Origin of the sequence: Sphingobacterium faecale (assembly GCF_016746095.1) — a bacterium.
Classification (GTDB): Bacteria; Bacteroidota; Bacteroidia; order Sphingobacteriales; family Sphingobacteriaceae; genus Sphingobacterium; species Sphingobacterium faecale.
Window position 1 is genome coordinate 146,177 of the sequence record NZ_JAERTY010000012.1, and the last position, 23,262, is coordinate 169,438.

18 protein-coding genes and 1 pseudogene are annotated in these 23,262 nt (G+C 34.8%); 10 read left to right on the plus strand and 9 right to left on the minus strand.

Annotated features, from left to right (window positions below):
* Genes JKG61_RS20190 through JKG61_RS20200 form a run of 3 tightly spaced genes read left to right on the plus strand, consistent with a single transcriptional unit; the run spans position 1 to position 4,783 of the window.
* A complete protein-coding gene (locus tag JKG61_RS20190) occupies positions 1-1,032 on the plus strand; it encodes a PDDEXK nuclease domain-containing protein (RefSeq protein ID WP_202104822.1) in 1,032 nt (343 codons plus the stop codon).
* A complete protein-coding gene (locus tag JKG61_RS20195; RefSeq protein ID WP_202104823.1) occupies positions 1,029-4,079 on the plus strand; it encodes a type I restriction endonuclease subunit R in 3,051 nt (1,016 codons plus the stop codon). Before JKG61_RS20190 ends, JKG61_RS20195 begins: the two co-directional genes overlap by 4 nt.
* On the plus strand, positions 4,079-4,783 hold the full coding sequence (locus JKG61_RS20200) for a M48 family metallopeptidase (protein WP_202104824.1): 705 nt from the start codon (positions 4,079-4,081) through the stop codon (positions 4,781-4,783). Before JKG61_RS20195 ends, JKG61_RS20200 begins: the two co-directional genes overlap by 1 nt.
* A 212-nt stretch (positions 4,784-4,995) precedes the next feature.
* On the opposite strand, the pseudogene JKG61_RS23365 reads toward JKG61_RS20200, so the two are convergent.
* Positions 4,996-6,156: pseudogene (locus JKG61_RS23365) on the minus strand (PDDEXK-like family protein).
* Between the two features lie 139 nt (positions 6,157-6,295).
* Here JKG61_RS23365 and JKG61_RS20215 point away from each other — a divergent pair.
* From JKG61_RS20215 to JKG61_RS20235, 5 genes are all read left to right on the plus strand, one after another.
* The gene (locus JKG61_RS20215; RefSeq protein WP_202104827.1) at positions 6,296-7,852 is read left to right on the plus strand and encodes a P-loop NTPase fold protein; all 1,557 of its coding nucleotides are present in this window, start codon (positions 6,296-6,298) and stop codon (positions 7,850-7,852) included.
* 3 nt (positions 7,853-7,855) lie between these two features.
* Positions 7,856-9,655 (plus strand): serine/threonine-protein kinase, encoded by a 1,800-nt coding sequence (locus JKG61_RS20220; RefSeq protein WP_202104828.1) that lies wholly within the window; start codon positions 7,856-7,858, stop codon positions 9,653-9,655.
* A 34-nt stretch (positions 9,656-9,689) separates the two neighbouring features.
* On the plus strand, positions 9,690-10,946 hold the full coding sequence (locus tag JKG61_RS20225) for a hypothetical protein (RefSeq protein WP_202104829.1): 1,257 nt from the start codon (positions 9,690-9,692) through the stop codon (positions 10,944-10,946).
* Between the two features lie 79 nt (positions 10,947-11,025).
* Complete coding sequence (locus tag JKG61_RS20230) at positions 11,026-12,174, plus strand: AAA family ATPase (protein WP_202104830.1); 1,149 nt, start codon at positions 11,026-11,028, stop codon at positions 12,172-12,174.
* Between the two features lie 5 nt (positions 12,175-12,179).
* On the plus strand, positions 12,180-12,794 hold the full coding sequence (locus JKG61_RS20235; protein ID WP_202104831.1) for a hypothetical protein: 615 nt from the start codon (positions 12,180-12,182) through the stop codon (positions 12,792-12,794).
* Between the two features lie 27 nt (positions 12,795-12,821).
* On the opposite strand, the gene JKG61_RS20240 is transcribed toward JKG61_RS20235, so the two are convergent.
* From JKG61_RS20240 to JKG61_RS20275, 8 genes are all read right to left on the minus strand, one after another.
* Positions 12,822-13,322: a hypothetical protein gene (locus tag JKG61_RS20240; protein WP_202104832.1), complete on the minus strand. Its 501-nt coding sequence runs from the start codon at positions 13,320-13,322 to the stop codon at positions 12,822-12,824.
* Positions 13,323-14,255 (minus strand): hypothetical protein, encoded by a 933-nt coding sequence (locus JKG61_RS20245; RefSeq protein WP_202104833.1) that lies wholly within the window; start codon positions 14,253-14,255, stop codon positions 13,323-13,325.
* 498 nt (positions 14,256-14,753) lie between these two features.
* Positions 14,754-15,692: an abortive infection family protein gene (locus JKG61_RS20250; RefSeq protein ID WP_202104834.1), complete on the minus strand. Its 939-nt coding sequence runs from the start codon at positions 15,690-15,692 to the stop codon at positions 14,754-14,756.
* A gap of 270 nt (positions 15,693-15,962) precedes the next feature.
* The gene (locus tag JKG61_RS20255) at positions 15,963-16,802 is read right to left on the minus strand and encodes a PD-(D/E)XK nuclease domain-containing protein (protein ID WP_202104835.1); all 840 of its coding nucleotides are present in this window, start codon (positions 16,800-16,802) and stop codon (positions 15,963-15,965) included.
* Between the two features lie 24 nt (positions 16,803-16,826).
* Positions 16,827-17,819: an AbiH family protein gene (locus JKG61_RS20260; protein WP_202104836.1), complete on the minus strand. Its 993-nt coding sequence runs from the start codon at positions 17,817-17,819 to the stop codon at positions 16,827-16,829.
* Positions 17,820-17,999: 180 nt separating this feature from the next.
* Positions 18,000-19,973 carry a tetratricopeptide repeat protein gene (locus JKG61_RS20265; RefSeq protein WP_202104837.1) on the minus strand — a complete coding sequence of 658 codons (1,974 nt, stop codon included), beginning with the start codon at positions 19,971-19,973 and terminating at the stop codon, positions 18,000-18,002.
* Positions 19,974-20,115: 142 nt separating this feature from the next.
* The gene (locus JKG61_RS20270) at positions 20,116-21,141 is read right to left on the minus strand and encodes an N-acetyltransferase (protein ID WP_202104838.1); all 1,026 of its coding nucleotides are present in this window, start codon (positions 21,139-21,141) and stop codon (positions 20,116-20,118) included.
* Between the two features lie 108 nt (positions 21,142-21,249).
* On the minus strand, positions 21,250-21,726 hold the full coding sequence (locus JKG61_RS20275) for a hypothetical protein (protein WP_202104839.1): 477 nt from the start codon (positions 21,724-21,726) through the stop codon (positions 21,250-21,252).
* A gap of 621 nt (positions 21,727-22,347) precedes the next feature.
* Here JKG61_RS20275 and JKG61_RS20280 point away from each other — a divergent pair.
* Both JKG61_RS20280 and JKG61_RS20285 read left to right on the plus strand, forming a co-directional pair.
* On the plus strand, positions 22,348-22,566 hold the full coding sequence (locus JKG61_RS20280) for a hypothetical protein (RefSeq protein WP_202104840.1): 219 nt from the start codon (positions 22,348-22,350) through the stop codon (positions 22,564-22,566).
* Positions 22,567-22,837: 271 nt separating this feature from the next.
* Positions 22,838-23,262: hypothetical protein (locus tag JKG61_RS20285; RefSeq protein WP_202104841.1), on the plus strand; the 425-nt coding region annotated here is incomplete at its 3' end.

Here is a 23,262-nt window from a genome sequence, read left to right on the forward strand (position 1 = left end):
ATGAGCCAATTAGAACAAAATAATCCACTTTTCGCTACTATCAAGCAGTTGATAGAAGATAGCAAACAGCAAGTAGCTGTAGCGGTCAACGCTACCATGAGTATGCTATACTGGAGCATTGGCTCTGCTATTAATAAAGAATTAAAGCAGTACGACAAGCAACAAAGCTATGGCAAACAGATTGTCGCTACACTGTGGCGACAATTACAAAGTGAATATGGGACATCGTTTTCAGAGAAAAATTTGCGACGGATGATGCAGTTTGCTGAGGTATTTCCTGATGAAAAGATTGTCGTATCACTGATACGACAATTGAGTTGGTCACATATCAAGCTACTTATTCCTATAGAAGATCCCTTAAAGCGGGAATTCTATATAGAAATTTGTAAGCACGAAAAATGGAGCGTCCGAACCTTCCAAGAACGTATCCAATCTATGCTTTACGAACGTACCGCTATCAGCAAAAAGCCTGACGAAACCATTGTTGGTGATTTAGCCTTGCTAAAAGACGAACAACAGCTCTCACCCGACCTCGTGTTCAGAGATCCTTATTTTCTGGATTTCTTAGGGCTTCGTGATACCTATTCTGAGAAAGATCTAGAGACCTCTATCATAGTAGAGCTACAGCGATTTATTATTGAGATGGGTAGTGATTTTGCTTTTATGGCCCGTCAGAAGCGAATCAGTATAGACAATAGAGATTACTACATTGATCTACTATTCTATCACCGCAGGTTGAAATGTCTGGTTGCCATTGACCTGAAGATAGGTGAATTTGAAGCTGGTTTCAAAGGGCAGATGGAACTGTACCTACGCTACCTGCAAAAAAACGAACAAATAGAAGGGGAGAACAACCCCATCGGATTAATACTGTGTACCGGTAAGAATGAGGAACATATTGAACTCATGCAACTGGAGCAGGCTAATATAAAAGTAGCAGAATACTTGACATTACTTCCGTCGCAGGAAATCCTAAAAGAAAAACTGCATAAGGCAATAGCGATTGCCACATCAAAGAACCAAGATTTATGATCAACCCCATTGAGCGCATTACACAAAACCGTATAGTTAAGCTATTCCTAGAGCAATTGAGCTATGTTTACTATGGCAATTGGGAGAAGCGAGATAACAATAGCAATGTAGAAGAAGAGAAGCTAAAAGCTAATCTGCTGAAGCGTGGTTATACCGAGACTTTGGTTAACAAAGCCGTGAAGGAACTGTATGATCTGGCGCACACCAATTCGGGCAATTTGTACGATCGTAATAAATCATTCTATAATACCTTACGTTATGGTATCAAGGCACGACCGGAATTAGGGGAGCAGTTTGACACTATTTTTCCGATCGATTGGAACAATTGGCAAAACAATGAGTTTGCCATTGCCGAAGAAGTTACCTTGACCAAGGGGCAGCATACACGTCGCCCCGATATTGTATTATATGTTAATGGTATTGCATTAGGCGTATTGGAGCTAAAACGTGGTACCACAGATATCGCAGAGTCAGTCAATCAATCCATATCCAACCAAAAGGAAATTTTCAACGAGTGGTTTTATACCACAGTGCAGTTTGTGATGGCGGGCAATAATACCCAGGGGTTGAAATACGGAACCATTGAAACCCCTGCGAAATATTTCCTTTCCTGGAAAGAGGACGAACAGGATAATACAGAATACAAACTCGATAAGTACCTAAAGAAGCTTTGCACCAAAGAGCGATTTTTAGATGTAATATACAATGCCGTAGTATTTGATGCTGGAGTGAAAAAGTTACCACGACCTCATCAATACTTTGGATTGAAAGCTGCACAAGAATACATAAAACGCAAAGAAGGTGGCATTATTTGGCATACCCAAGGATCGGGCAAGTCATTGATGATGGTGATGCTAGGGAAATGGATTCTCGAAAACGTATCCAATTCACGTTTGGTTATTTTAACCGACCGTACAGAGCTAGACGATCAAATAGAGCGTGTGTTTAACGATGTAGGCGAAACAGATATTGCAAAAACAAGATCAGGGAAGGAGTTGATGAATTTTTTGATGGCGTCAAGACCTCGATTGGTCTGTTCGCTGATACACAAATTCGGAAATAAAGGAGAAACAGATTTTGATGCTTTCTTAAAAGAGTTACAAGAAAATCCGATACAAACGCAAGGCGAAATTTTTGTGTTCATAGACGAATGTCACCGTACCCAAAGTGGCAAATTGAATCAAGTAATGAAAGCCGTGTTACACAATGCCGTTTTTGTAGGTTTTACAGGTACGCCATTACTGAAAGAAGATAAGAAAACCACTATGGATGTATTTGGTCGATACATTCATACCTATAAATTCAACGAAGCGGTACAGGACGGAGTGGTAAAGGACTTAATGTACGAAGGTCGAAAAATTGAGCAAAGTTTGACATCGCAAACAAAAGTAGATCAATGGTTTGATGCCAAAACTTCAGGCCTAAATGATTTTCAGCGCAACGAATTGAAGAAAAAATGGGGCACTATGCAGAATGTATTGAGCTCTAAAAGTAGAATGGAGAAAATCGTATCCGATATTGTGATGGATTTCTCTGTCAAGCCACGTTTAGCCAGTGAAAAAGGAAATGCGATTTTAGTGGCCTCTAGTATCTATGAAGCGTGCAAGTACTATAACCTATTTTTACAAACCGAGCTTAAGAATAGGTGTGCAGTTATTACCTCATACAATCCTTACATTGGCGATATTACATTAGAAGATACAGGCGCTGATACCGAAACGGACAAAGCCTTTATCTACAAAACCTACGATGAGTTATTAAAAAATGTAAGTGTCAAAGGGTCGAAATCGAAGACAGAAACATACGAAGATGATAGCAAAGAGCAGTTCCGAAAAGAACCTGCTAAAATGAAACTATTGATTGTAGTTTCTAAACTGCTGACAGGCTTTGATGCGCCTCCATGTTCTTATATCTACATTGACAAAAAAATGCAAGATCACACCTTGTTTCAGGCTATATGTCGTGTAAATAGGTTAGATACTGACGATAAAGATTATGGCTACATTGTGGATTACATGGAGTTATTTGGTAATGTGACCGATGCCATCAATGTATACACTTCGGAGTTGGATAGCGAAGGTTTTACAAAAGAGGATGTTGAAATTCAGTTGAAAGATCGCGTCAAAATCGCTGTAGATCGATTAATGACTGCTTACGAAACTGTCGAAGCAATTATTGAAAATGTTGCCGCACCAAAAACTGATTTAGATTATATTCGATATTTCTGTGGCAACACAGAAAATCCCGAAGATTTAAAATCAAATGAGTTTAAGCGCATGGCATTGTACAAGGCCATTGTAGAATATATTCGTGCTTATACAGCGATCAAAGCAGATTTTCACAGCACGTCATTTAGTGATGTCGAAGTTCAACGATTTCATAAGAAATTAGATGATTACCTGAATTTAAGAGAAATCATTCGTATTGCTTCTGGCGAAACCATTGATTTGAAAGCCTATGAGTCTGACATGCGATTCCTAATTGACACCTATATTCGGGCTGAGGAATCTGAAACAATTTCACCTTTTGAAGATATTTCGCTGCTCGATTTATTAGAGAGTAATATTGAGGATGCGATCAAAACTTTACCTGAAGGAATTAAGGGTAGTAAAGAAGCTGTTGCCGAAACAATTGAAAATAATGTACGTAGCAAAATTGTAGAGGAACATCTTTTAGACCCTAAATACTTCGACCACATGTCAGTGCTGCTTCAGGAATTGATTGAGCAACGGAAAAAAGAAATGATTTCCTATCAGGAATATTTAGTAAAAATGGCAGAACTGGTTCGCCAAGTGAATCAGGGGAAAAAAGACGATTTGCCCAGTACTTTAAATACCAAAGGAAAGGTAGCCCTGTATCATACTTTAGAAAGTGAGGAATTGGCTTTGGCTTGTGAACAAGCTGTTCAATATTCCAAGCAAGAAGGTTTTAGAGAGAATTTGGCCAAACAAAATATTGTTAAGAAGGCTATTTTCGACGTTGTAAAAGATATTGAAAAGGTACAAGTTGTCTATAAAATAATTGAAGCACATAAGGACGAGTACTAATGCATATTGAAAGTTTGAAGATAGCTGAGGTAGAGATTGAGGTAACCTTCAAGCCCATTAAAAACCTTCATTTGAGTGTTCATCCACCGGAGGGACGCGTCACGATTGCATCTCCGGATTTTTATGATTTGGAGAAAGTAAAGATTTATGCTGCGTCTAAGCTAGGATGGATAAAGAAAGAACAAAGGAAATTCAGAGATCAAGCGCGTGAAGATGAAAGATTGATGATTACGCGAGAAAGTCATTATCTTTTTGGCGAACGCTATTTATTAGATGTTCGACAGTCAAATCGTAATTCCATCCAAATTCTGGGTAAAAAAATGATCTTGCATGTTAAGGATGTTGAAGATTTACAATTAAAGAAAGCCATTTTGTATCGTTTTTATCGTAAAGAATTACGGAACAAATTGAAGGTAATGGTTCAACAATATGCAGCATTGCTCCGTGTTGACGTTCCAGAGTTTAAGATTAGAGTAATGAAAACCAAATGGGGCTCATGTGCAACTGATCTCAAAAGAATCTGGTTTAATATTGAGTTGGCAAAAAAACCGATTGACTGCATTGAATATATAGTAGTGCATGAATTGGTGCATTTACTCGAGCGTAATCACAACAAAAGATTTATTCTGTTGATGGATCAATATTCCCCATCCTGGCGTACACAAAAGAAACTGCTGAATGACTTGCCGATTGGAATTATCTAGTTTTTCTGAAATAGTTAGCTATAGCAAGACGTCAATAACCGATCACTCTGTTATCAAGTGTATGTAATTGAGCATTCATGTGGCTTATCTGATCGGACAATATTTAAGGAAGTATTCGACCATCCTAATTGTAAGTCTATCAAGATTTTCCATTATCAACGGCCCGACGGATCTACAGATTTTCATGAAAAAGTGGTTGTCTGAGGTAGGATCTAAAAAACCTTTTTCAGTTTATTGTAGTTTTCTAAAGTAAAGTTTACTATTTCTGAAACGACTATCTCTCTATCCGCCCCCTTAATCATACGAAAGGTACCTTCTTTGCTAAAGTCATTTAATTTCAGATCTACACCTTTGATGTTATCCCATTGCATAGTACTCAGATTACCTAGAGTAAAGCCTTTGGAATCACTTACGATCTGCATCGAGTTACCGTTTAGAACAAAAGTCAGAATCAGCATATGCGTCGATTTACCCTTACTATGCGCTACTTTCGTAACACTTTCTGGATCAGGTCTAGATACTACATTACAGTTTTCCTGTTGCTCCAAAGCATAGGCCAATTCGTTAAAAAAGTCATCTATCGTATGCCACTTTACATGATTGAATATCGTAGCCATATCTCTAGTGAAAAACTTATCACTATTTTCTAGGTCCCAAGCAATATCGATATTATCCGAAATTATAGCTTGATTCTTTAAAACCTGAGGAACCTCGCTCGTCAGTTTTATCACCAGTTGTCTATATTGCCGGATGTCAGCACTCAGTTTTGGAGACGTATTATCGATCAATGCAGCACACTGCTCCAACCATTTGTTGATATGGTCGATGTAGGAGATTATCTTTGGTTCAATTGGCAACATGCCGATGCTTTCCTTCGTAGGCTGGTGTCCAGCCAATGTAAGGTACGCTACCTGTCTCACATTTCTTTTTAAGTCCGTGTCATCACCTTTTTTATTTATGCCGTTAGATACCGTATTGTAATATCTTTCTAGCTAACCTTTATAACCGACCTTAATGTCAGATGCACCATCACCAACTTCATCAACCGTGTCCTTATGGTTACTATCTCCCGCATAAATTTTATTTTCAATGATAACAGCATCACTGTCATTATGGATAAGAATATCGATAAACTGAAATTCTTTCTTTACTTCATAGTTGGTATAGTCAAAGTATATATTTAAAACCTGTTCTAAGAATAATTTGAAAAACATGTCACCTATATTGTGAGACTCCTTCGGGTCTAGCAAAAACGCAAGAAATCTAGAATGTAGACGTGTTTCATCATCTTCTCTATGTAGAACAGAAAAAATATTGTATTCCTTTGTTTGCTTTATCAGTTGGTGTTCAAAATAGGATTTAAGATCATTCATCGGCTATAAGTTTTAATTTTTATTTGATTGGGAGCAAAGATAGTATAGTTATTTGTACTAGCATGAGTCTTGTATTTTTATACAATATTATTTGATTCATTATTAGATTTCAGGTATCTTGTAGGAGACTTAAATACATATGACACCGGGACAGACAGAACCATTTGTTATTAACCAAGATTCTTTGGAGCAGCAGTTCAAAGATCACCTTGCAGATACCGACAATCACCGCATCTTATTCTCTGGGCCATTTGGGCAGGGCAAGACTACATTCCTTAATAAAGTATTCGAAGATGAGCAAGCGGAATATCACACCATAAAACTTTACCCCGTCAATTATTCTGTATCGTCCAATGAGGACGTCTTCCAACTGATCAAGTTTGATATATTGACACAGCTCATTGGTAAGTATGGCAACCAGCTAGATCTTCAACAAGAAGACTTCAGTAAGCTGCTCACAGCACAGGTATTTGTACGAGACAGTATGTCTTTGACACCGTGGATAGAAGCCATACTTTCGTGCTTTGGTAATATAGGCAAGTCTTCATCTAACTTTTTCAAGGCCTTTACAGATACTGTAAAGGATTTCAACGCATTCCATAAGGCAATACAACCCAACGAAACTAAAGACATCGAGACCTTTGTAGGAGCTTTAATCAATAAAGAGAGAAGTGCCATTGAAATGGACAGTATATCTGAGAAGGTCAAAGAGCTGATAATACGTTTGCAAGCAAAGACAGAGCATAAAGTAGTATTAGTTATAGATGATCTAGACCGTCTGGATCCAGAACACATCTTCCGTCTTTTCAATGTCTTCTCTACACATTTTGAATATCGGGGAGAAAGTCTAGACGGCAATGGCTGTAATAAGTTTGGCTTTGACAAGATTATCTTCGTCTGCGATATTGAGAATATCCGACGCATCTATAGGCACAAATATGGTGCAGGTGTAGATTTCAAAGGGTATTTGGATAAGTTTTACTCCCATGCGCCTTTTGATTTCGATAATAGACACTTTGTATGTGGTGTTGTATATCACTTGCTTAGAGAGTTGAAAGCAAATGAGAAAAGTCGAAGTAATACCCGTTTTATATATCTTACACAGGAGTCTTCAAGATATAATATGTTTGTTTCTACAATAGAATGGTTACTTAATAATTTGATTAATGCAAGATTGCTTAATCTACGGTCGTTGCTTCAAGTTACAGATGTAAGATTAAAAGATATTCCAATTACAATAAATCCTAATAGCTTAGATAGCAGTTCGTATCCTTTGATAATTTTATTTCAGTTATTATTAGCTTACTATCCAACGATTGACATTATAAAAGAAAAATTAGATTCTTTAGCACAAGATTTCTATAAGGATAAGAATAGTTACAACTCAGAAAAGAATGTCGATAATTCATCCGTCCATAGTGCTGTTTTAGGCTATGCAATTCCTTTTATAACAGATCCTAAAAAAATGATTACTTATCGATTAGAAGATAAAGATAAGACTGTTATTTATAGCAAAGAACTAACGTGTTATATTCACTTTAAGGCAGAAGCCAATTTTGAATTGCGAACTTCAGAGTTTTATTTCTTGAAATCTACTAGTGAAGAAGACCTTGAGAGCGAAAATTTTGAATTAAATGTGTTTGAAGTATTGTCTGTTGCATTATCTAGTGCAAAGAAAATAGGTGTTTTAGAATAAGCTATGTTCAAAAAGGACCAAATAATCGAAGTAGAAGGTGCCGAGTATAAACTTGATAAGAAAAAGGGAGAAGGAGGGGCAGGTACAGTATGGACGGCGGAATCTGGTGGACAACAGTTTGCGATTAAATATATCAAATCAGAAAGTTTACTAAATGATAAGTCTGGTAATAAAATTGCCCGTTTTAAAGCTGAAATTTCTTTTAGTAAACACGCAACCCACCGTAATATTGTGAAGGTAATTGCTGAAGGTAATCATCAAGGAACTCCGTTTTACGTAATGCCATTCTATTCCAGGACTTTGCGACAGGTTATCGATGAAGAGGAAAAAGCAGATATGCTTATCAAGTATATATTGAAAATATGTGCTGCTTTAAAATACATTCATAGAAAAGGAATCAGGCATCGTGACATCAAACCAGAGAATATACTCATAGACGGTAATAATCTAGTGCTTGCAGATTTCGGTATTGCCCATTTCAAGGAATATGGGTTAACCAAAAAGAGCGATTGGCTTGCCAATAGGAATTACATGGCACCTGAGCAAAAGACAAAAAATAATGTACACAACGTACATGAGGCAGCTGATGTTTATGCATTAGGACTGATTGTAAATGAGTGTTTTACGAAACAAAATCCAGCGGGCTCCCAATTTAAAAAAATAGCAGACAGCTATCCTTTGTTTTATGAATTAGATAATCTGGTCGAAAATATGACTAGAAATGCGGCTGCTGATCGAATAGCTATTGATAGTGTGATAGCGCAAATAAAGTTTATTCATCAACAGCTGAAGAAGAATCTTGAAGATATCAGGTGTGATCTTGAGATAGAATCTCCTCCTCTAGAATTAAAGAGTTCAATAATACGAAAAATTTACAGGCGAGCGAGTGAAGACATTTTGTTTGGTAAGTATCTATTCGAGACGCATTCTAGAAGTGAACTTAATAGATATAATCGTAATTGGCATATGAAAGTTGGATACAGGGTAGACTATTTTCTTTACAACCTTTATATCCAAGAACGTTTGCTACAAATATGTAAAGCTAAGTTTGAATATGAAAGCAATATTTATAGAAAAGATAATTGGCACCAAACATTAGATTTAATCAATAATGATAAGCACACGTCTCTTTATCTCCAGTTGAGTGTTTTTTTAGAAAAATACGATTTAAAGCACAATGGCTATCCTTTATTGGATCTGTCGGGTCAAATTCTGAAGTATTTTTCTTCTTGTGCAGATTATCACTGCGTGGAAATTCTTGAGCGAATGCAAGAAATTGAGGATAGCGCAAAATATAACCTAACCTCTGCGCCAATTATTTTTATTGTTATTGCATTAAAACAAGGAATTGTTGAAAAAAGGGGAGCTTTATCCGATGGAATCAATGGGTTTGGAGGGCGTTTCGAGTTTAGGTTTGAGAATCATATTTTGATCGACTGGGACCGAACGCAGGAGTACGAGTATAATGAAGATGAGGAAGAGTTGTTGTATAGCTACAACTTAGAAAAAGAAGAAGAATTACAACAGATTCTAGCCGCTTTTCGTCGTAAATGGAAAATGACATATTCTAACATTGATGATGATTATTATTCGATAAAGTTTAGTACCATTAATCAATTTGAAAGATTTAGCAGCTACGCACTTTCAATAGCAAAACCACATTACATCTTTGAAGGAGACGTTTTAGATATTCTGGAAGAGCCAAATTATGTGGGTAATATGGTAGAATTGAAGCTAGGTAAAGTATTTGATATTCCCAATACACTAGCCCAAATTTTAGGATTAAAAGAGGTACATGCATAATTGCATATTTATAAAAAGTAAAATTAGTCTTTAAATGTTAAGTCAAGAAGTTATCTATCAATATCTGCATGAGAAAAAATTCGGTGAGATAATCATGATTTTACACAAACATGGTAATAATTTAGACTCAGATACAACCGTTAATTTTGCGATAAATATATTCGTTGAAGAGTTATTTAAGCATTTTGAAGTCGCAGATCGAATATCTAAGAAAGAAATATATAACGATTTAGATATATTACTGTTATGTCATACAGAGGAAAAGTATCTTTTGAAAATGGATCAATTAATATCTTTAATTACGATCTTAGAGAATAGAGCACCTCAAAAAGTGTTATTTAAAGCAGCCACAAGCTATCCTGATGAACCGATTTGTAAAAAGATTATTGAAAAATTCGAAAAGTCAGAAATAGAGTCAAGAACCAAAATACCCGCTTCATCCCAATATCTTTCTGTACCAGGTACTAATGCAACAGAGCCAGGCAAAAAATTTGCATTAGAAGTTGGATCAAGGGACGATAATTATTGGATCAAAGTTTTTTTAAGATCTAACGAACTATTGGATGTTATTGCAAATCATTTAAGGAAAATTGCTTCGGTTCAACATGTTAACCTAACTCAGAAAGCTAATGGCCACAATGATCTTACAATCTACGCAAGAAGGCCTTTCACTATTAATGAAGCTCTCGAGGAAGTGGAGTTGACTTTAGAAAACTACTTTTCTAGAAGCCCGATGGATCCAATTTTTAAAGAAGAGGTAATATCAGGTATAAGTGAGATAGCTTATTTTCAGATTTTGGATTATATGCTTCGCCTTGGGGCTGCTTTAGAGGGTTTTAGAGAATTATCAACTAAAATGGATGAAGAGAGGTATCGGGATTACTTCGTGGGATATTTAGATTCTTTATCTCTTGATCATACCGTAACAGGTGAAACATTCCGAGGGTTAGGGAAAAGTGATATTTTGGTTAGAAATAAAGCAAAGGAGGTGTTATTAGTTGCTGAATGTAAATTATGGAATGGTAAATCATACCTAGATAAGGCAATCACTCAGTTGTTTAGTAGATATATCACATGGAGAGATGGCAAAGCTGCTTTGTTAATTTTCAATACAAAAGCCACTGGCTTCTCTCAGATTATAGAAATTTCTATAGAAACATTGAAAGCACATGAGCTTTTCGTCAGTTACGAAGGTAAAAGAAGCGAAACATCATTTTCATTTGTTTTTAGAAATCATAAAGATCACGACAGATTGATAAAACTTGAGCTACTTCTATTTAACTTCTTGTAAGTAAGAACGGATTTGGAAGTTAGCTGATTAACTTAACTAATTAAACCATAGTATACTATCATAATAAAGATAAATATTTATGTTTAAAAATTTTGATTTACCAAAGGAGCTCACTGAATTCTCCGATTCAATAGAAGATGTAAATATTTTGGTTGGGGAAAATGGCAGTGGGAAAAGTATTATGTTGAATGAAGTAGCCCGGTATCACACTAATGCTGGGCGAAATGTAATCGCTATAGCAAATTCTATTTACGATAAATTCAACGTAAGAAAATCAAATTTTAAAATTTTAAGGGGTGGTTATGGCAAACAACTAGCTAAGAGGTCTATTATTGATCTTTTAAAAGTTTTTGCTGATGATTATGGAGATAACAAGTATAGTGTGTTAAGAACATTAGATTATATTGGGTTTGATCAAGTTTTAGGATTAAAAATAAATCCTCGAAAAATTAATCAGCTTAAAAATCATCGAGACTCTAATGATCAAGAGTCTATTAATTCCTTCTTTGCTTATTTTTATGATATAATGGACTCTAATAAAGTTCATTCCAAGAATGATTTTGTTCCAATAAATCTTGATAGAAATAACTTACAAGGTCAGCTAAGTTGGGATCTCTTTAGGCTGCTTCGTCATAGTAAACTTAATCAACAAGAAGTTTTAAGAATTTTTGACTTTGCCTTGATGAAAAATAATCAGTTAATTGAATTGTTTGGAGCGAGTTCAGGAGAACTAACGTTATTAACATCTCTTATTTTTATTAGTGCAAATATAGATAAAGAAACCATTATCCTGATTGATGAGCCTGAGAATAGTTTACATCCTAAATGGCAGATAGAGTTTATCAGATTGATTCTAGATCTATTTCATTTATATCAACCTAAAATAATTATTGCTACGCACTCCCCTTTGATAATAAACGGTGGTAAACTTAACGTTCAAAATATAAATATTTTAAAAGGAGGGCCCAATGGATTCTTTCCTTTGGAACGGAATAAGAAGAATGTTGAAGAGATTTATGAAGAGTACTTCAACGTAACGACACCTGAGAATCGATATCTTTCGGATTTTTTGATGAGCAAGTTTAATTTACTTACTGAACGAAAAATGGAACTTTCCGATTTTGAAAATGTAGTGAACAGGTTTATTGATCAATCATATGATGAAGTGCAACAGAAGGCACTAAGAGGAATAATAAAGCTAGCACATCAAGTCGAATCTAACAATTAGAAAAAATGAACTTCACAGAAGAGGATTTACAAAATATAAGAACTGCACAAGATACCGGAGGTGATATTTGGAACAATGAACTGCTAGTAGATCTTAAAGCTCGGATTAAGCGATTTTACCGGACGAATGGTTCGGAAGTTTGCTGTTATTGCCGCAGGGACTTTCAAGATGAGTTTAATATGGTTATTGATATTGAGCACATATTGCCTAAATCAAAATATGAAGAGTATATGTTTGAAATGGGGAATCTTAATATTTCATGCAAACGATGTAACATGCCCATAAAAGGAGAAAAGGATGATTTCGTAGTTGACAAGGCTTTGATAAGAACTGATTATTCAGTACCACAACATTATTATTTTATTCACCCTAATTTTGATACATATAGTAATAACTTGGATCATTTTCGCTTAGTGGTTAATGAAGCAAAAATTACTAAGTACATTGCAAAAACCAACAAAGGTCGATATACATACGATTATTTTAAACTCTCAAAGCTGGAAGTTGATTCATTAAATCAGGCTCAAGGAATACCTTCAAGTGAGAATGACAGTGTCATTTCGGATCAAGCTACCGCTGCAATAAAAGAAAGCCTCGAGATATTGCTTTCTCAGTTATAGAAATTGGAGTTACTTTATTCGTGAACTCTATCGTTCCTCATGCTTATCCATTTTCAGCACCAGAAATAAGGTAAACAGTGTCCTAAATAAGCTGAAAAGGATAAGCAAACCACCGTATACGTTAGCTTGTAAGAGTATTTCAGAATTAACGTTTTCTGCTATTATCCATACTAAATATAAACCAACAAAGACAACCGTTAATTCAATAATAGCCCCTTTAAATATTTTTATAACATTTTGATAATGAGCTGTTGAAAATAGTAGTTCTAAGGGATTCTTAGCGTTTTCTGGATTTTTACATGCAATATTGGACCGGAAAGAGACAATAATTGTCAGTGCGGCTAAAATGAAACCGGCCAAAGAAACGCTAGTACTAATCAAGTCAGATATAATATCAGCTTGAGCAGAAGGATCAAATTTAAATTGAATGAATGCTGGAATTAACCAATTTCCTGCTATTAAAGTGCAAATAGCTAGAAAATCACACCTTAAGGGATTTTCTAGATAGTAGTCAATTATCTTTGTCATCTATATTTTTTTTCGAATTATCTCAGCTTGAATTTTTTGATACATATCTTCAGATATCACAGTCCGGTATCTGGGTTGTTTTTCTACTTTTATATTACTCTTTACTTTATTCACTAACAGATCAAAAACTTCTAATCTGTTATTTTTTTCCTCGTCTTCTGCTTTAACAGTTAGAACATCAAATAATTCCGCTTTTGTAGGTTTTTTTACTAAATTCCTGATAGTGTTAAAAATAGACCTATTAACTTCTGATGTATCGTCCATCTTTCTATAGTCAAACTTTAAACGTAGAGTTGCATAGTCACTATTAAATTGATCAATTGCGGCCTTAGCGGCGCTATATAATCCATTATCAACGTTCTTTACAGCTTCTATATTGTCTTTATGAATCTTAACAACAAATTCACTAGTTCTGTTTATTCTATTAAGGTATTTTGATAATTCATTTTTTATAATTGGTACATAATCGACACTTTTAATGGCTTTCTTCGTTATTCCAATATTCTGTATGTAGAGAGAGAAGTCATTTATTTTAGCACCGAATTGATTATACTCTATAGCAATTTTCTTTTCTTTCTTTGAGTAGTCTAAAATAAAATGAGTAGTTTCAACGAGACCTTCTTCTTCTAAAGCATCGATACCTCGAGCTTTATCGGTTTTAGTATTCATAATTTCGGGTAATAAGTCTGTTCTAACACACCTAAGTTTGCCAAATATTTGTCTATCCTTAGGGACAAATTTAATGTCTTGTATGAATATTGATTTTTCTCCAAATCGTTGATATCTAATATCAGCTTTAGTTTTTGATAGAGATACTATAATTTCGAATATTTCTCTGAAGCTGTCACCATCTTTTGGTTTGAAATTGTCAGTGAATTTAAAGTTTAAAAGATAATAATGTATTGTTTTGTCTACGTGAGCTATTTTTTCCATAATTAATAATTGGCTAGTTTGAGTATATTAGTTAAAATCATTTAATTTAGAGATTTTATAAACTCTTGCATACAAGCAAACTTGTTGGTTCGAGATTTCTTGTAAAATAACAAATAAAATCTATTTTACAATTTTAAGTTGTAACTTCTGCTAAAATGTACTTTCTATTAGAATGAAAATATGGGAAGCCGAAGTGTTGTCTAGTTTATATCTATTGACTAGAGAAGGAGTGAAGGAATACTAGATGTTGCACTTTAAGCAATTCAGAATATTAATTTTTATTCTGCAGTATTTTAAGTCTATAAGAGCAATATTTATAATAAGAATCTGAGCTCTCAGGATGTATGATTGGTTAAACATCGCCTTGCAGACGCAAGGACGATGTTATATATATTGTTTTGTCGTTCTAATTATAGACTTATAGTAATACCATAAATATACTAATATTAGCTCCCCAAAACAATGAGAGCGCTTTTGTGGGGATGTTGATTTTAAAACTTACTCCTCTAATTCAGCTTTTCCGTTTAAATTCAATATGAAAAGTGAAATATCAGCAACCATGGCTATAAATAGTCTTGCATAAATCGGATCTAATCCTTTAAAATCATCATCTTTACCATGCCCTGAGCCGTAAGAATTTCGTAATTCGCTAATACCTTGTACGATAGAAGCTATGCCCCCTAGTATCTGTCTAATTGAGCGTTCAGCATTCTCTGGATTTGCTACTGTTTTTGGTTTAACATCTAAAGATGTAATAGTATTTTTGATTAACTGAGATAAAGTCCAGTCTTTGTTTGTCATAACATTTTTCTGCTTTAAAACGGATTTACATACGGTCTCAAGAAGCTCTTTACCGGTGCCTATGGCGATATCAGTAGCTTGATCAACGTTTTGATTCATTAAATCAATTTTCTGTTTAACGTAGTCGGAATCTAAATAACGTTTAATTTCAAGAGATTTAGTTGTCTGACCAGATTGTAATTCAGCTAGTATTGCTCTAGAGTATTTAGGAGCTCCATTCTGAAGTTCGATTTCTTGTTGAAATCCAATCCCTATGCTTTTTAAGGATTTGTTGTATATATCTATTAATTGTTTTGCTGTTCCATCATTGTCTCGCATAGCAGGATTAACTGTCAAATCTAAGAATTTCAAATAAACTTCGTCAGCACAGTGCGTTAAATTCAACCTTTCATCTGTGAAAACCCAGCCTTTATCCCAATCTCCAGGGTTCATGTCTGCATGTTGATAAATATCCTTGTATGCGTTATTATATTCAGGTCTATAATCTGTAGAGGGCATTTCTTTTAAATCAAACAGTCTGTTTAAAAAATCTGAATGCCTGACTTTTCCATTGTAAATCAGGTTTTTAGCGATAATTTCATCCGCTATTTCATTTCTTATTTCTTGAGTAATTCTGTTTTTTATAGATTTTGGCATTTTTTATATTGATTTAAAAATTGATGTAAACAAACACTAGGCTAAATAGTATATGATTTTATTTTGACAATATGTATAGTGTTTTCACATGCAATAATTTTGTAACAGCGAGTTTTATTTCGTTCACCATGTTGTGAGTTAAGTGCGATATGAAAAATTAGTTAAAGCCTTAATTAAGAGTATGAACCTATGCGTTTCAATTTGGTGTCAAATTGAATGCAGACAAATTGTCTATATTCTCTTTAATTAAGATAAGTGCTATTATAGATACTACATTTCTGCCTCAACAAATATAGGTTTCCAATTTTCTGGGAATTCTTTTTCCTTCCAAATTTCATGAAATCTTTTTGGAGACAAAATTCCTGCCTTTACATAGAATACAGCATAGAATATTTTGTAGGTTGGATTATTATCATATCCCTTGACATCAATGAGTATTTCATCCATTGTATTTGTCAACCTCTTTAATGATCGAGCAAATTTATATTCAATTGCAACATTTAAGCTCGGAATTAAAACATCAGGTACATAATGTTTGGCGGTTTTAATAAATGATATGTCAGGAGAATGAGTATTGGGAAAAGTAGCTTGTACGATAAATTTTATGCCATTATATACCTCTGTTTCCTTCTTCGGTTTAATTCCTAGTTCTTTTACTATAAATGCAGTACTTTCTAATATGTTTTCGAGATAATGAAGACCGCTTCTTTTAAGAATTTTCTCATTGTTACCGTCGAATGCAGGGAATGCTAATAAGTATCTCCATAGCTTATTAATAAATTCGCTGTATATTTCACCACTTTCTTCATGGTAACTAGAAGAAAGCAAATTGCTTTTATTTATCAGGTAGAACTTTAGATCATTTGCGAAATCACTATAATAATTTTGCATTTTCTTACTTTCAATATATGCTGAAGATATAATATAAACAGATTGAGCTAATGTGCAGAATTCATCTTCTAATTGTTCGGTTCTAATGTCAAATTCATAGTCTATTTCTCGTTTACTAGTTACTTCCTCTCTTATTTGAATATCCAAATAGATTGTCTGCATTTCTGCGATAATGCTTTTAATTTTTTGCTCTTGGTAGGTTGAAACATCTAAGGACATAATTATTTTTTTTGTGACAGCAATTTAGTTTTTACTTATAGCAGATTGAAACATTGAGGTATTAAGACCAACAAAAATATTATCTTTAACCCTTTCAATATCACCACCATTAAGTTTAGTTTTTTTCAAAAAGTAATCAACCATTGCTCTTTTGGTTCTATTGTTTTTGTAAGCGATCCTTGGTGAAATAACCTCTTCACCTCTTGTGAAAATTATAACAGGGATTGGTTCTCGTTTGAGTTTTTCTCCGATTAATTCCCACCACATATTATCAGTATCCCCTAAAGAAGATCCAAAAATTATTATCATGTTAGCTTCTTTAATTTTTGCAACAACCTGATCGTCAATAGTATGTCCTTGTCCGCTATTGCATCTTTGTTTTACAATGGCTTCAAGTATATCAACATTCTGATGAAATTTTTGATTTTTAAGCTGTGATACGTCATTTACCCCTAAAACCATTCTGTCGTCGACATAACCGTGTATATGATCAATTCCTCGCAACTCTACATGGACATTACTTGCGATATGATTTCCAATTTTAGTTACCGTGGTACCGCCAATAATTCCTTCAATTATTCTAGTGTAATTGAATGTAACTATATCAACAGCCCAACTATGATGCACATATCTCAACTTATAATCTGCAATTTTCTTTGACTCTGCTGGAGTTAAAAACACTTCTGCCTTAACCAGATCTTCGAATAGTTTTTCTTTATTGGCTCTCGAGAAATCAAAGTTGTTTTCTTCGTTCTTCAAGTACTCCGCTAATTGCTCTCCGATATCCTCAAATGCTTCGTCAAAATCATCTGTGTTCTTAAAGTTCTCTGTATATTGCCCCAAAGCTAATTCTAAATCTGACCAATGGCTGAAATTGTCAGCGATATTAGTTTTCAGAATTTTTACTCCCTCTTTAGAAGATTCAATAGATTTATAGTAACTGTAAAAGTCTCTATAGCTGGTTTTCAACCCCAAATTTAAGTCAAAACCGTTTCCCAGTATATGTAATATTTTCACTAAAAATTATTCTTGATTTGGTATTAATAGCAGGGGGAAAACGAGAAGTCAATAAAGTATTGTAATTTATCCTTAACAGGAACATGCTCTAGCCCCTTTTATTATTCACTAAAATATGAAAAAAGTTTATGTCTTAACGAATTTATTCTTCCAAAATTTCTAACTAACAATATTTATTCGTTATACAAATGGATGCTCATTTTTAACACATAATATATCTATACCCATGTGCGTGATTTGATCTTTGAAGAGTTCAAAATTTGATGTTTTGGGTCCCCAGTATACTTCTCGTAAATATGATCTATCTTCATCATGAAATGGTAGATAATCAACATACATTCTGGTATTATCCTGTGTCACTTTTATATGGGGATTTTTCTGAAGGGGTTCAACTTGAATAATTCTACATTCCTGTTCTTCTCTAAAGTCATAATGCTTAACTAAATAGCGGAGATGTATTAACAGTTTAGGTATTATTTGAAAAAATTCATTTCGCTGATCATCATTTTTGGCAATTTTATTATACAAAATTGAAATTTCATCGCTCAAATCGCTTAGTGATTTTTCAACTTTAACTCTTAATTCATTAATAAAATTTATATAATCGGAAACTTTATTATCTAAAGCGTCTCTTTCCAATCCATAGTTGTCCAGATCGCGATAAAAAACACAAGCTTCTTTGTGCCCTAAAGAAATTACTCGCCTAGATATTGGGTCGATATAGATACACCGAAACAATGGTTGTTTCATTTTTGAGAATCCGGTTGACTTAGGACTCATCAATCCTTTATTTAAATCTGCATTATCAGCAAAGTAATCAAAAGACAAAAATAGGCTAACTCCCGTTCCTTCTATGTTGTTGTTTTTTCCATAAAGTCGAAACTGATTCAAACTGTCAGGGTTAAAAGTAAAGCTACCAACAAATGCTTGATGAACATTAGGAGAATAAAGCCCTGTAAAACCGAAGAAATCTAAAATAGAATTTCCTTCTTTCGGATCGTTTGCTGTTGTCACCGAGTTTAATCTGAATGACGAATTTTGAAAAACTAATGCATTAGCTGTTTCTTGTGTTGTGTAGTGTGCAAAATGAAGTTCATTTGGATCAGAAGTACCTAATAATGCTACTATTTCCAATGACATCCTATAGATATTAAAATAATGTTCTTCTGGGACTAAACATTCTCGTACGGTGTCAGTAAAGAAAACATCCATACTTATCATCCCAAGAATTACCTGATACCTTTCCTCTCTCGATAAAACCGGTTCTGGCATTGAAGGACCCAATGCAATCATAGCATCCACGACAGATAGATTTCCTTTAAAGAAATAGGTGCCGACATTTTGTAAGTTGCCATAGGATTTCTGTCCTGATTTGATTAAATGAATCAATATTTCTCCTTTATTCACCCATAATTTAGGGATATTCGGATTGGCAGATACTGCTTGTTCTATATAATTCCATGCTAACAGTTGCTCGCTTTTGTTATGGTATAATATGGCGAGGTTATTAAAAGCGTGAGCATTATTAGGATCTAGTGAAATAGCCTTTTCTAATGGTGCTTTCGCTTCGCAGTTATTTCCATCAGATAAGTATGCATATCCTATATTGCTATAATACATGCTATTTGCACTATTAACCTTTATTAAAGTATTAAAGGTCTCAATAGCCAACTCATACTTTTTATCAATTATTAAGAGTAAACCCTTAGTATTAAGAGCGCTTTCATTAATACTATTTATGCTTAACGCTTTTTGAGCATATAGAATCGCCTCGTCATATTTTTCGATTATATAATAGAAATAAGCTAGCTGAGCAAAAGAAAGCTCTGTTCCTTCGAGTTTTTCTGTTTGGCTAAAACACTTCTGGGCTTCTTCATTTTGATTATTCAGAAGATAATAGGTCCCCATAAAACCCCAGCTTTCACCTTTACTATCATCAATTTTTAGCGACTTTTCTATGTGTAGTTTTGCCTCTGGAAGTAGATTAAGTTTCATCAAGCACGAGCTTTTGAAGTTTAAAACTTCCCAATTATTACTATTTATTTCTAATTCTTTCTCTAAAAGGCTTAATGATTCTTCAAATCTTCCGACTTTAAAAAGACTTTCCGCTTCTTTAATCCATGAACTTTGAGGCTTTTCTTTAGTTTTATTCATACAGGTGTTAACGTATAATCATTTGGTTATTGATATCTAGGATGGGGATGTAATTTCATTTTAGGCTTACAAGAACTTTTATGTTGATTTCAGAATATAGATGTAAACTCTTAAATACCTTTTAATTTTATTGTCAGACTTATTACTCATCTTCTTCCTCCTTCTTGGTTCCTCTTTTCAGCTTAATTATTGACAGTTTGTTATCTTTCCTATGTTTCCGGTCTTCTTTGCTTTCTATGAATGAGCAGTTTTCAAGAAAGTCGACGTGGGGAGATTTGATATCGACTTCTATTGTCAATGGCGACTTTTTATCTAGATCCATGACGTAATCGAGCAATCTCGCTGCCATACGCATTTCTCTAAAGTCAGGATGCACTGCTATGTTCACCAGCTCTCGGTCGTTCAGCTCGATAAAGCCTAGTAAACCGCGTACTGCATGCGTAATTTTGTATCGGAGAGTGACAGTGGAGCTACTAGCCATTTCAAGTAGTACTTCTGGAAGTTCTGATACTTCATCTAATGGCGAGATATGGAATAATTCGGAGTAGGAGTATCTTGAGTCATCTATATTCCGTTGGAGCAATGTCTCGATTCCCGCCTGTCGTCTACACAGTTTTTTAATAGAGACACCTAGATCTTCAGCTGTGAATGGTTTATCAAAGTACTCACGGAGATGGATAAGAATGAATAGGGAAGTCTTGGGTGTAAAAAAGAACCCCTCGCTGATCAAAAACTTTAAATAATGAGTCAGCGGTTTATTTTCAACTTTCCGTTCACCCGTAACCACCTTCTTTTTCCATTCTAGGTATTCAGGTTCTACGGCTATCTTATGTTCAGCACCATTTTTATCTTCCGTACGATCTTCATAATTAACCGTAAAACGGTATATAGTCGTTTTTTTATTATGGTTGGCAGCACTATTAAGCTTTACTTTTTCATAGGAACCTACATGTGAAGGAGGCATAACCTCCGTAAAAGAAGATTGGAATATCGGGACAAAAAGCGTCCACAGGTCTTGTTTAAATTTCTTCTTGTTCGTGGGGTCTAATATTTCGAAAAGATAACCATCAGCTTTCCCCATTAGAAATGAGACGTCCTCATCTGACAGAATTGAATCTTGTAAAAGATGGTACACGTTGCGAAGCACCTCGAAATCACTTCGAAGCATGATAACAAGCGGACTTCTTACTCTGGTATTTTTTTTGACGTTCCCCAATTTAGATTAATAAAGCTCTAAAATAAGGTTTTATCTGATTGGAGACAACAATGCTTGTGATTAGGAAAAGTATTTGCCGTCGCGAAGGCTTAATTTATTAGCTTTTTCAGCTATTTTTAAGGCCTGTTCGATTATCAAAGCATTAGGTTTCCCTTGTTCAAACAGATATATCGCAGTGTCATCCGTACTCTTTCCATCGATAAAACAACCCGCATCTATCATTCCATTTATCACTAACGTGCAATCATCTATATTAGATAGACTGATAATTTCTTTGACAACTCTACTGCCGTCATCTTCCAGCAAGTCTTCATCAGGAGGGTAATATAGTCGTATATCATCATTCAATTCATTTGCGATTGATGATAGAATATGATGCGGATATTGTGATTTTATCACCATACTTTCAAATCCTGAAATTAAATTAGGATCACTACTGACAGATGCTGATAGGTCTCTTGCTGAGCGACCTTTAACCAGTCTACGTAGCTTAACCATGTTGATTGTGAATATTGCTGAAGTTGTTAATTTAACCATAATCGCAATAAAGAATATTCGATGCAAATTATGGTGATTAGAAAAAGTTGGAATTTTGTATTTTTTGTTTTAAGTTTGTGTTGTAATTAGCTGATTAACTATTTGTATTTCTGCTAATAAATTGGCGAATGACGCTGCATCTTGTTTAGAAAACGTAGGAAATTTTCAGGAGAAACAAGGTCAGGAGTCTAAGCCCCATTCTCTTATCTTTGTGAGGAGAGATGGGCGCTTGCTCTTGTTCTTTTCTCCGGGCTTCCTACGGCCTTCTGAAGGAATGAGGTAAGTCCCATCTCTTTTCAGATAGCCTTCTTCTTATATAGATACTGTTGTTCATTGATGCCTTAACCAAGATGAACAATGAGAAAAAAACAAATTAGAACGAAGCTTAAGAGGCCTCCTTAATACCCAAGGAATAGAAGTCATTATTGATGACTTAGATCGTTGTATTTGCCAATTATTAAACCGACAAAACCCAATTGTAAGCGAACAGGCATTTCCTCGATTTCATTCAGTTAATTTTTTATTTAAACAGTGTGAGTTAACATCGTATGGAGTGAGATTTCTCCACTTCGGTCGAAATGACGGAATGTTTAGTTAGGTCACAAAAAATGAATCCAAAAAATGAAGAAAGAAGATTTTAGAGACCTAATCATTGGAGATACTAAGGAAGAGCACTTGCAAGAGATCAATGAATGGATTGAGAATACTGAAACAGAGTTCGTGCGTATAGCCGAGGCTATTAATTGGCCTGTTGAGAAAATTAGAGGCTGTTACACTCTGTTTGGTTTCAGATTAGGTTTAGGGACGGAGCATGAAGGTGTCAAGAATAAAGAGCAATGAGGAGAAAAGAAAGAACAAAAAGAAAGATTAGAATCCCTCCTTAATTCCAAAGGAGTAGAAGTCATTGTTGATGACTTTATGAGTCGAGTGCCAATTATAAAACGCTAAATTCCTATATAAACCAATCTTGCACTAAACGACTTTATCAGTTAATTTTTTATTTAAACAGTGTGGGCTAGTTAAGGACTGTATAGTCTTTAGACCCGTTCGACTCCTCTGCGTTCCGCTCAGGGTGACGGGGTAAAGTTAGGTCACACCCAATGAACTTAAAATGAGAGAATTTTTTAGGGGTAGGAGAGAACTGCCCTTTGGGCAGAGCTATGTCCAATCCATAAAACAAAAAATGAAGTGTGTTTCGCTGATCATATACATGCTACCTATGATTTTCTGTGTGTTGTTTAGTAAAGTCTTTGCGCAGTCCACTGGGGAGCGGGCTGCCATAAAGGCTCCTGAGATCAGTCAAGTGTATAGACCGTATTTAAAAGGTAAGGTGGTGTCTTCAGATAGTACGCTTAGCCTAAGAAGTCATATCAGTATTGAAGGAACTGATGTTTATGTCTATTCGCAGCATGATGGGACTTTTTCTTTTCGTGGAGTTTACCTCGAATCTGGCGTATTGCGCATTGGACATAATAAGCTTACTAAACCAATATATGTTCCATTTGACACTATTAATCGCGGACCTTTTATAATCAA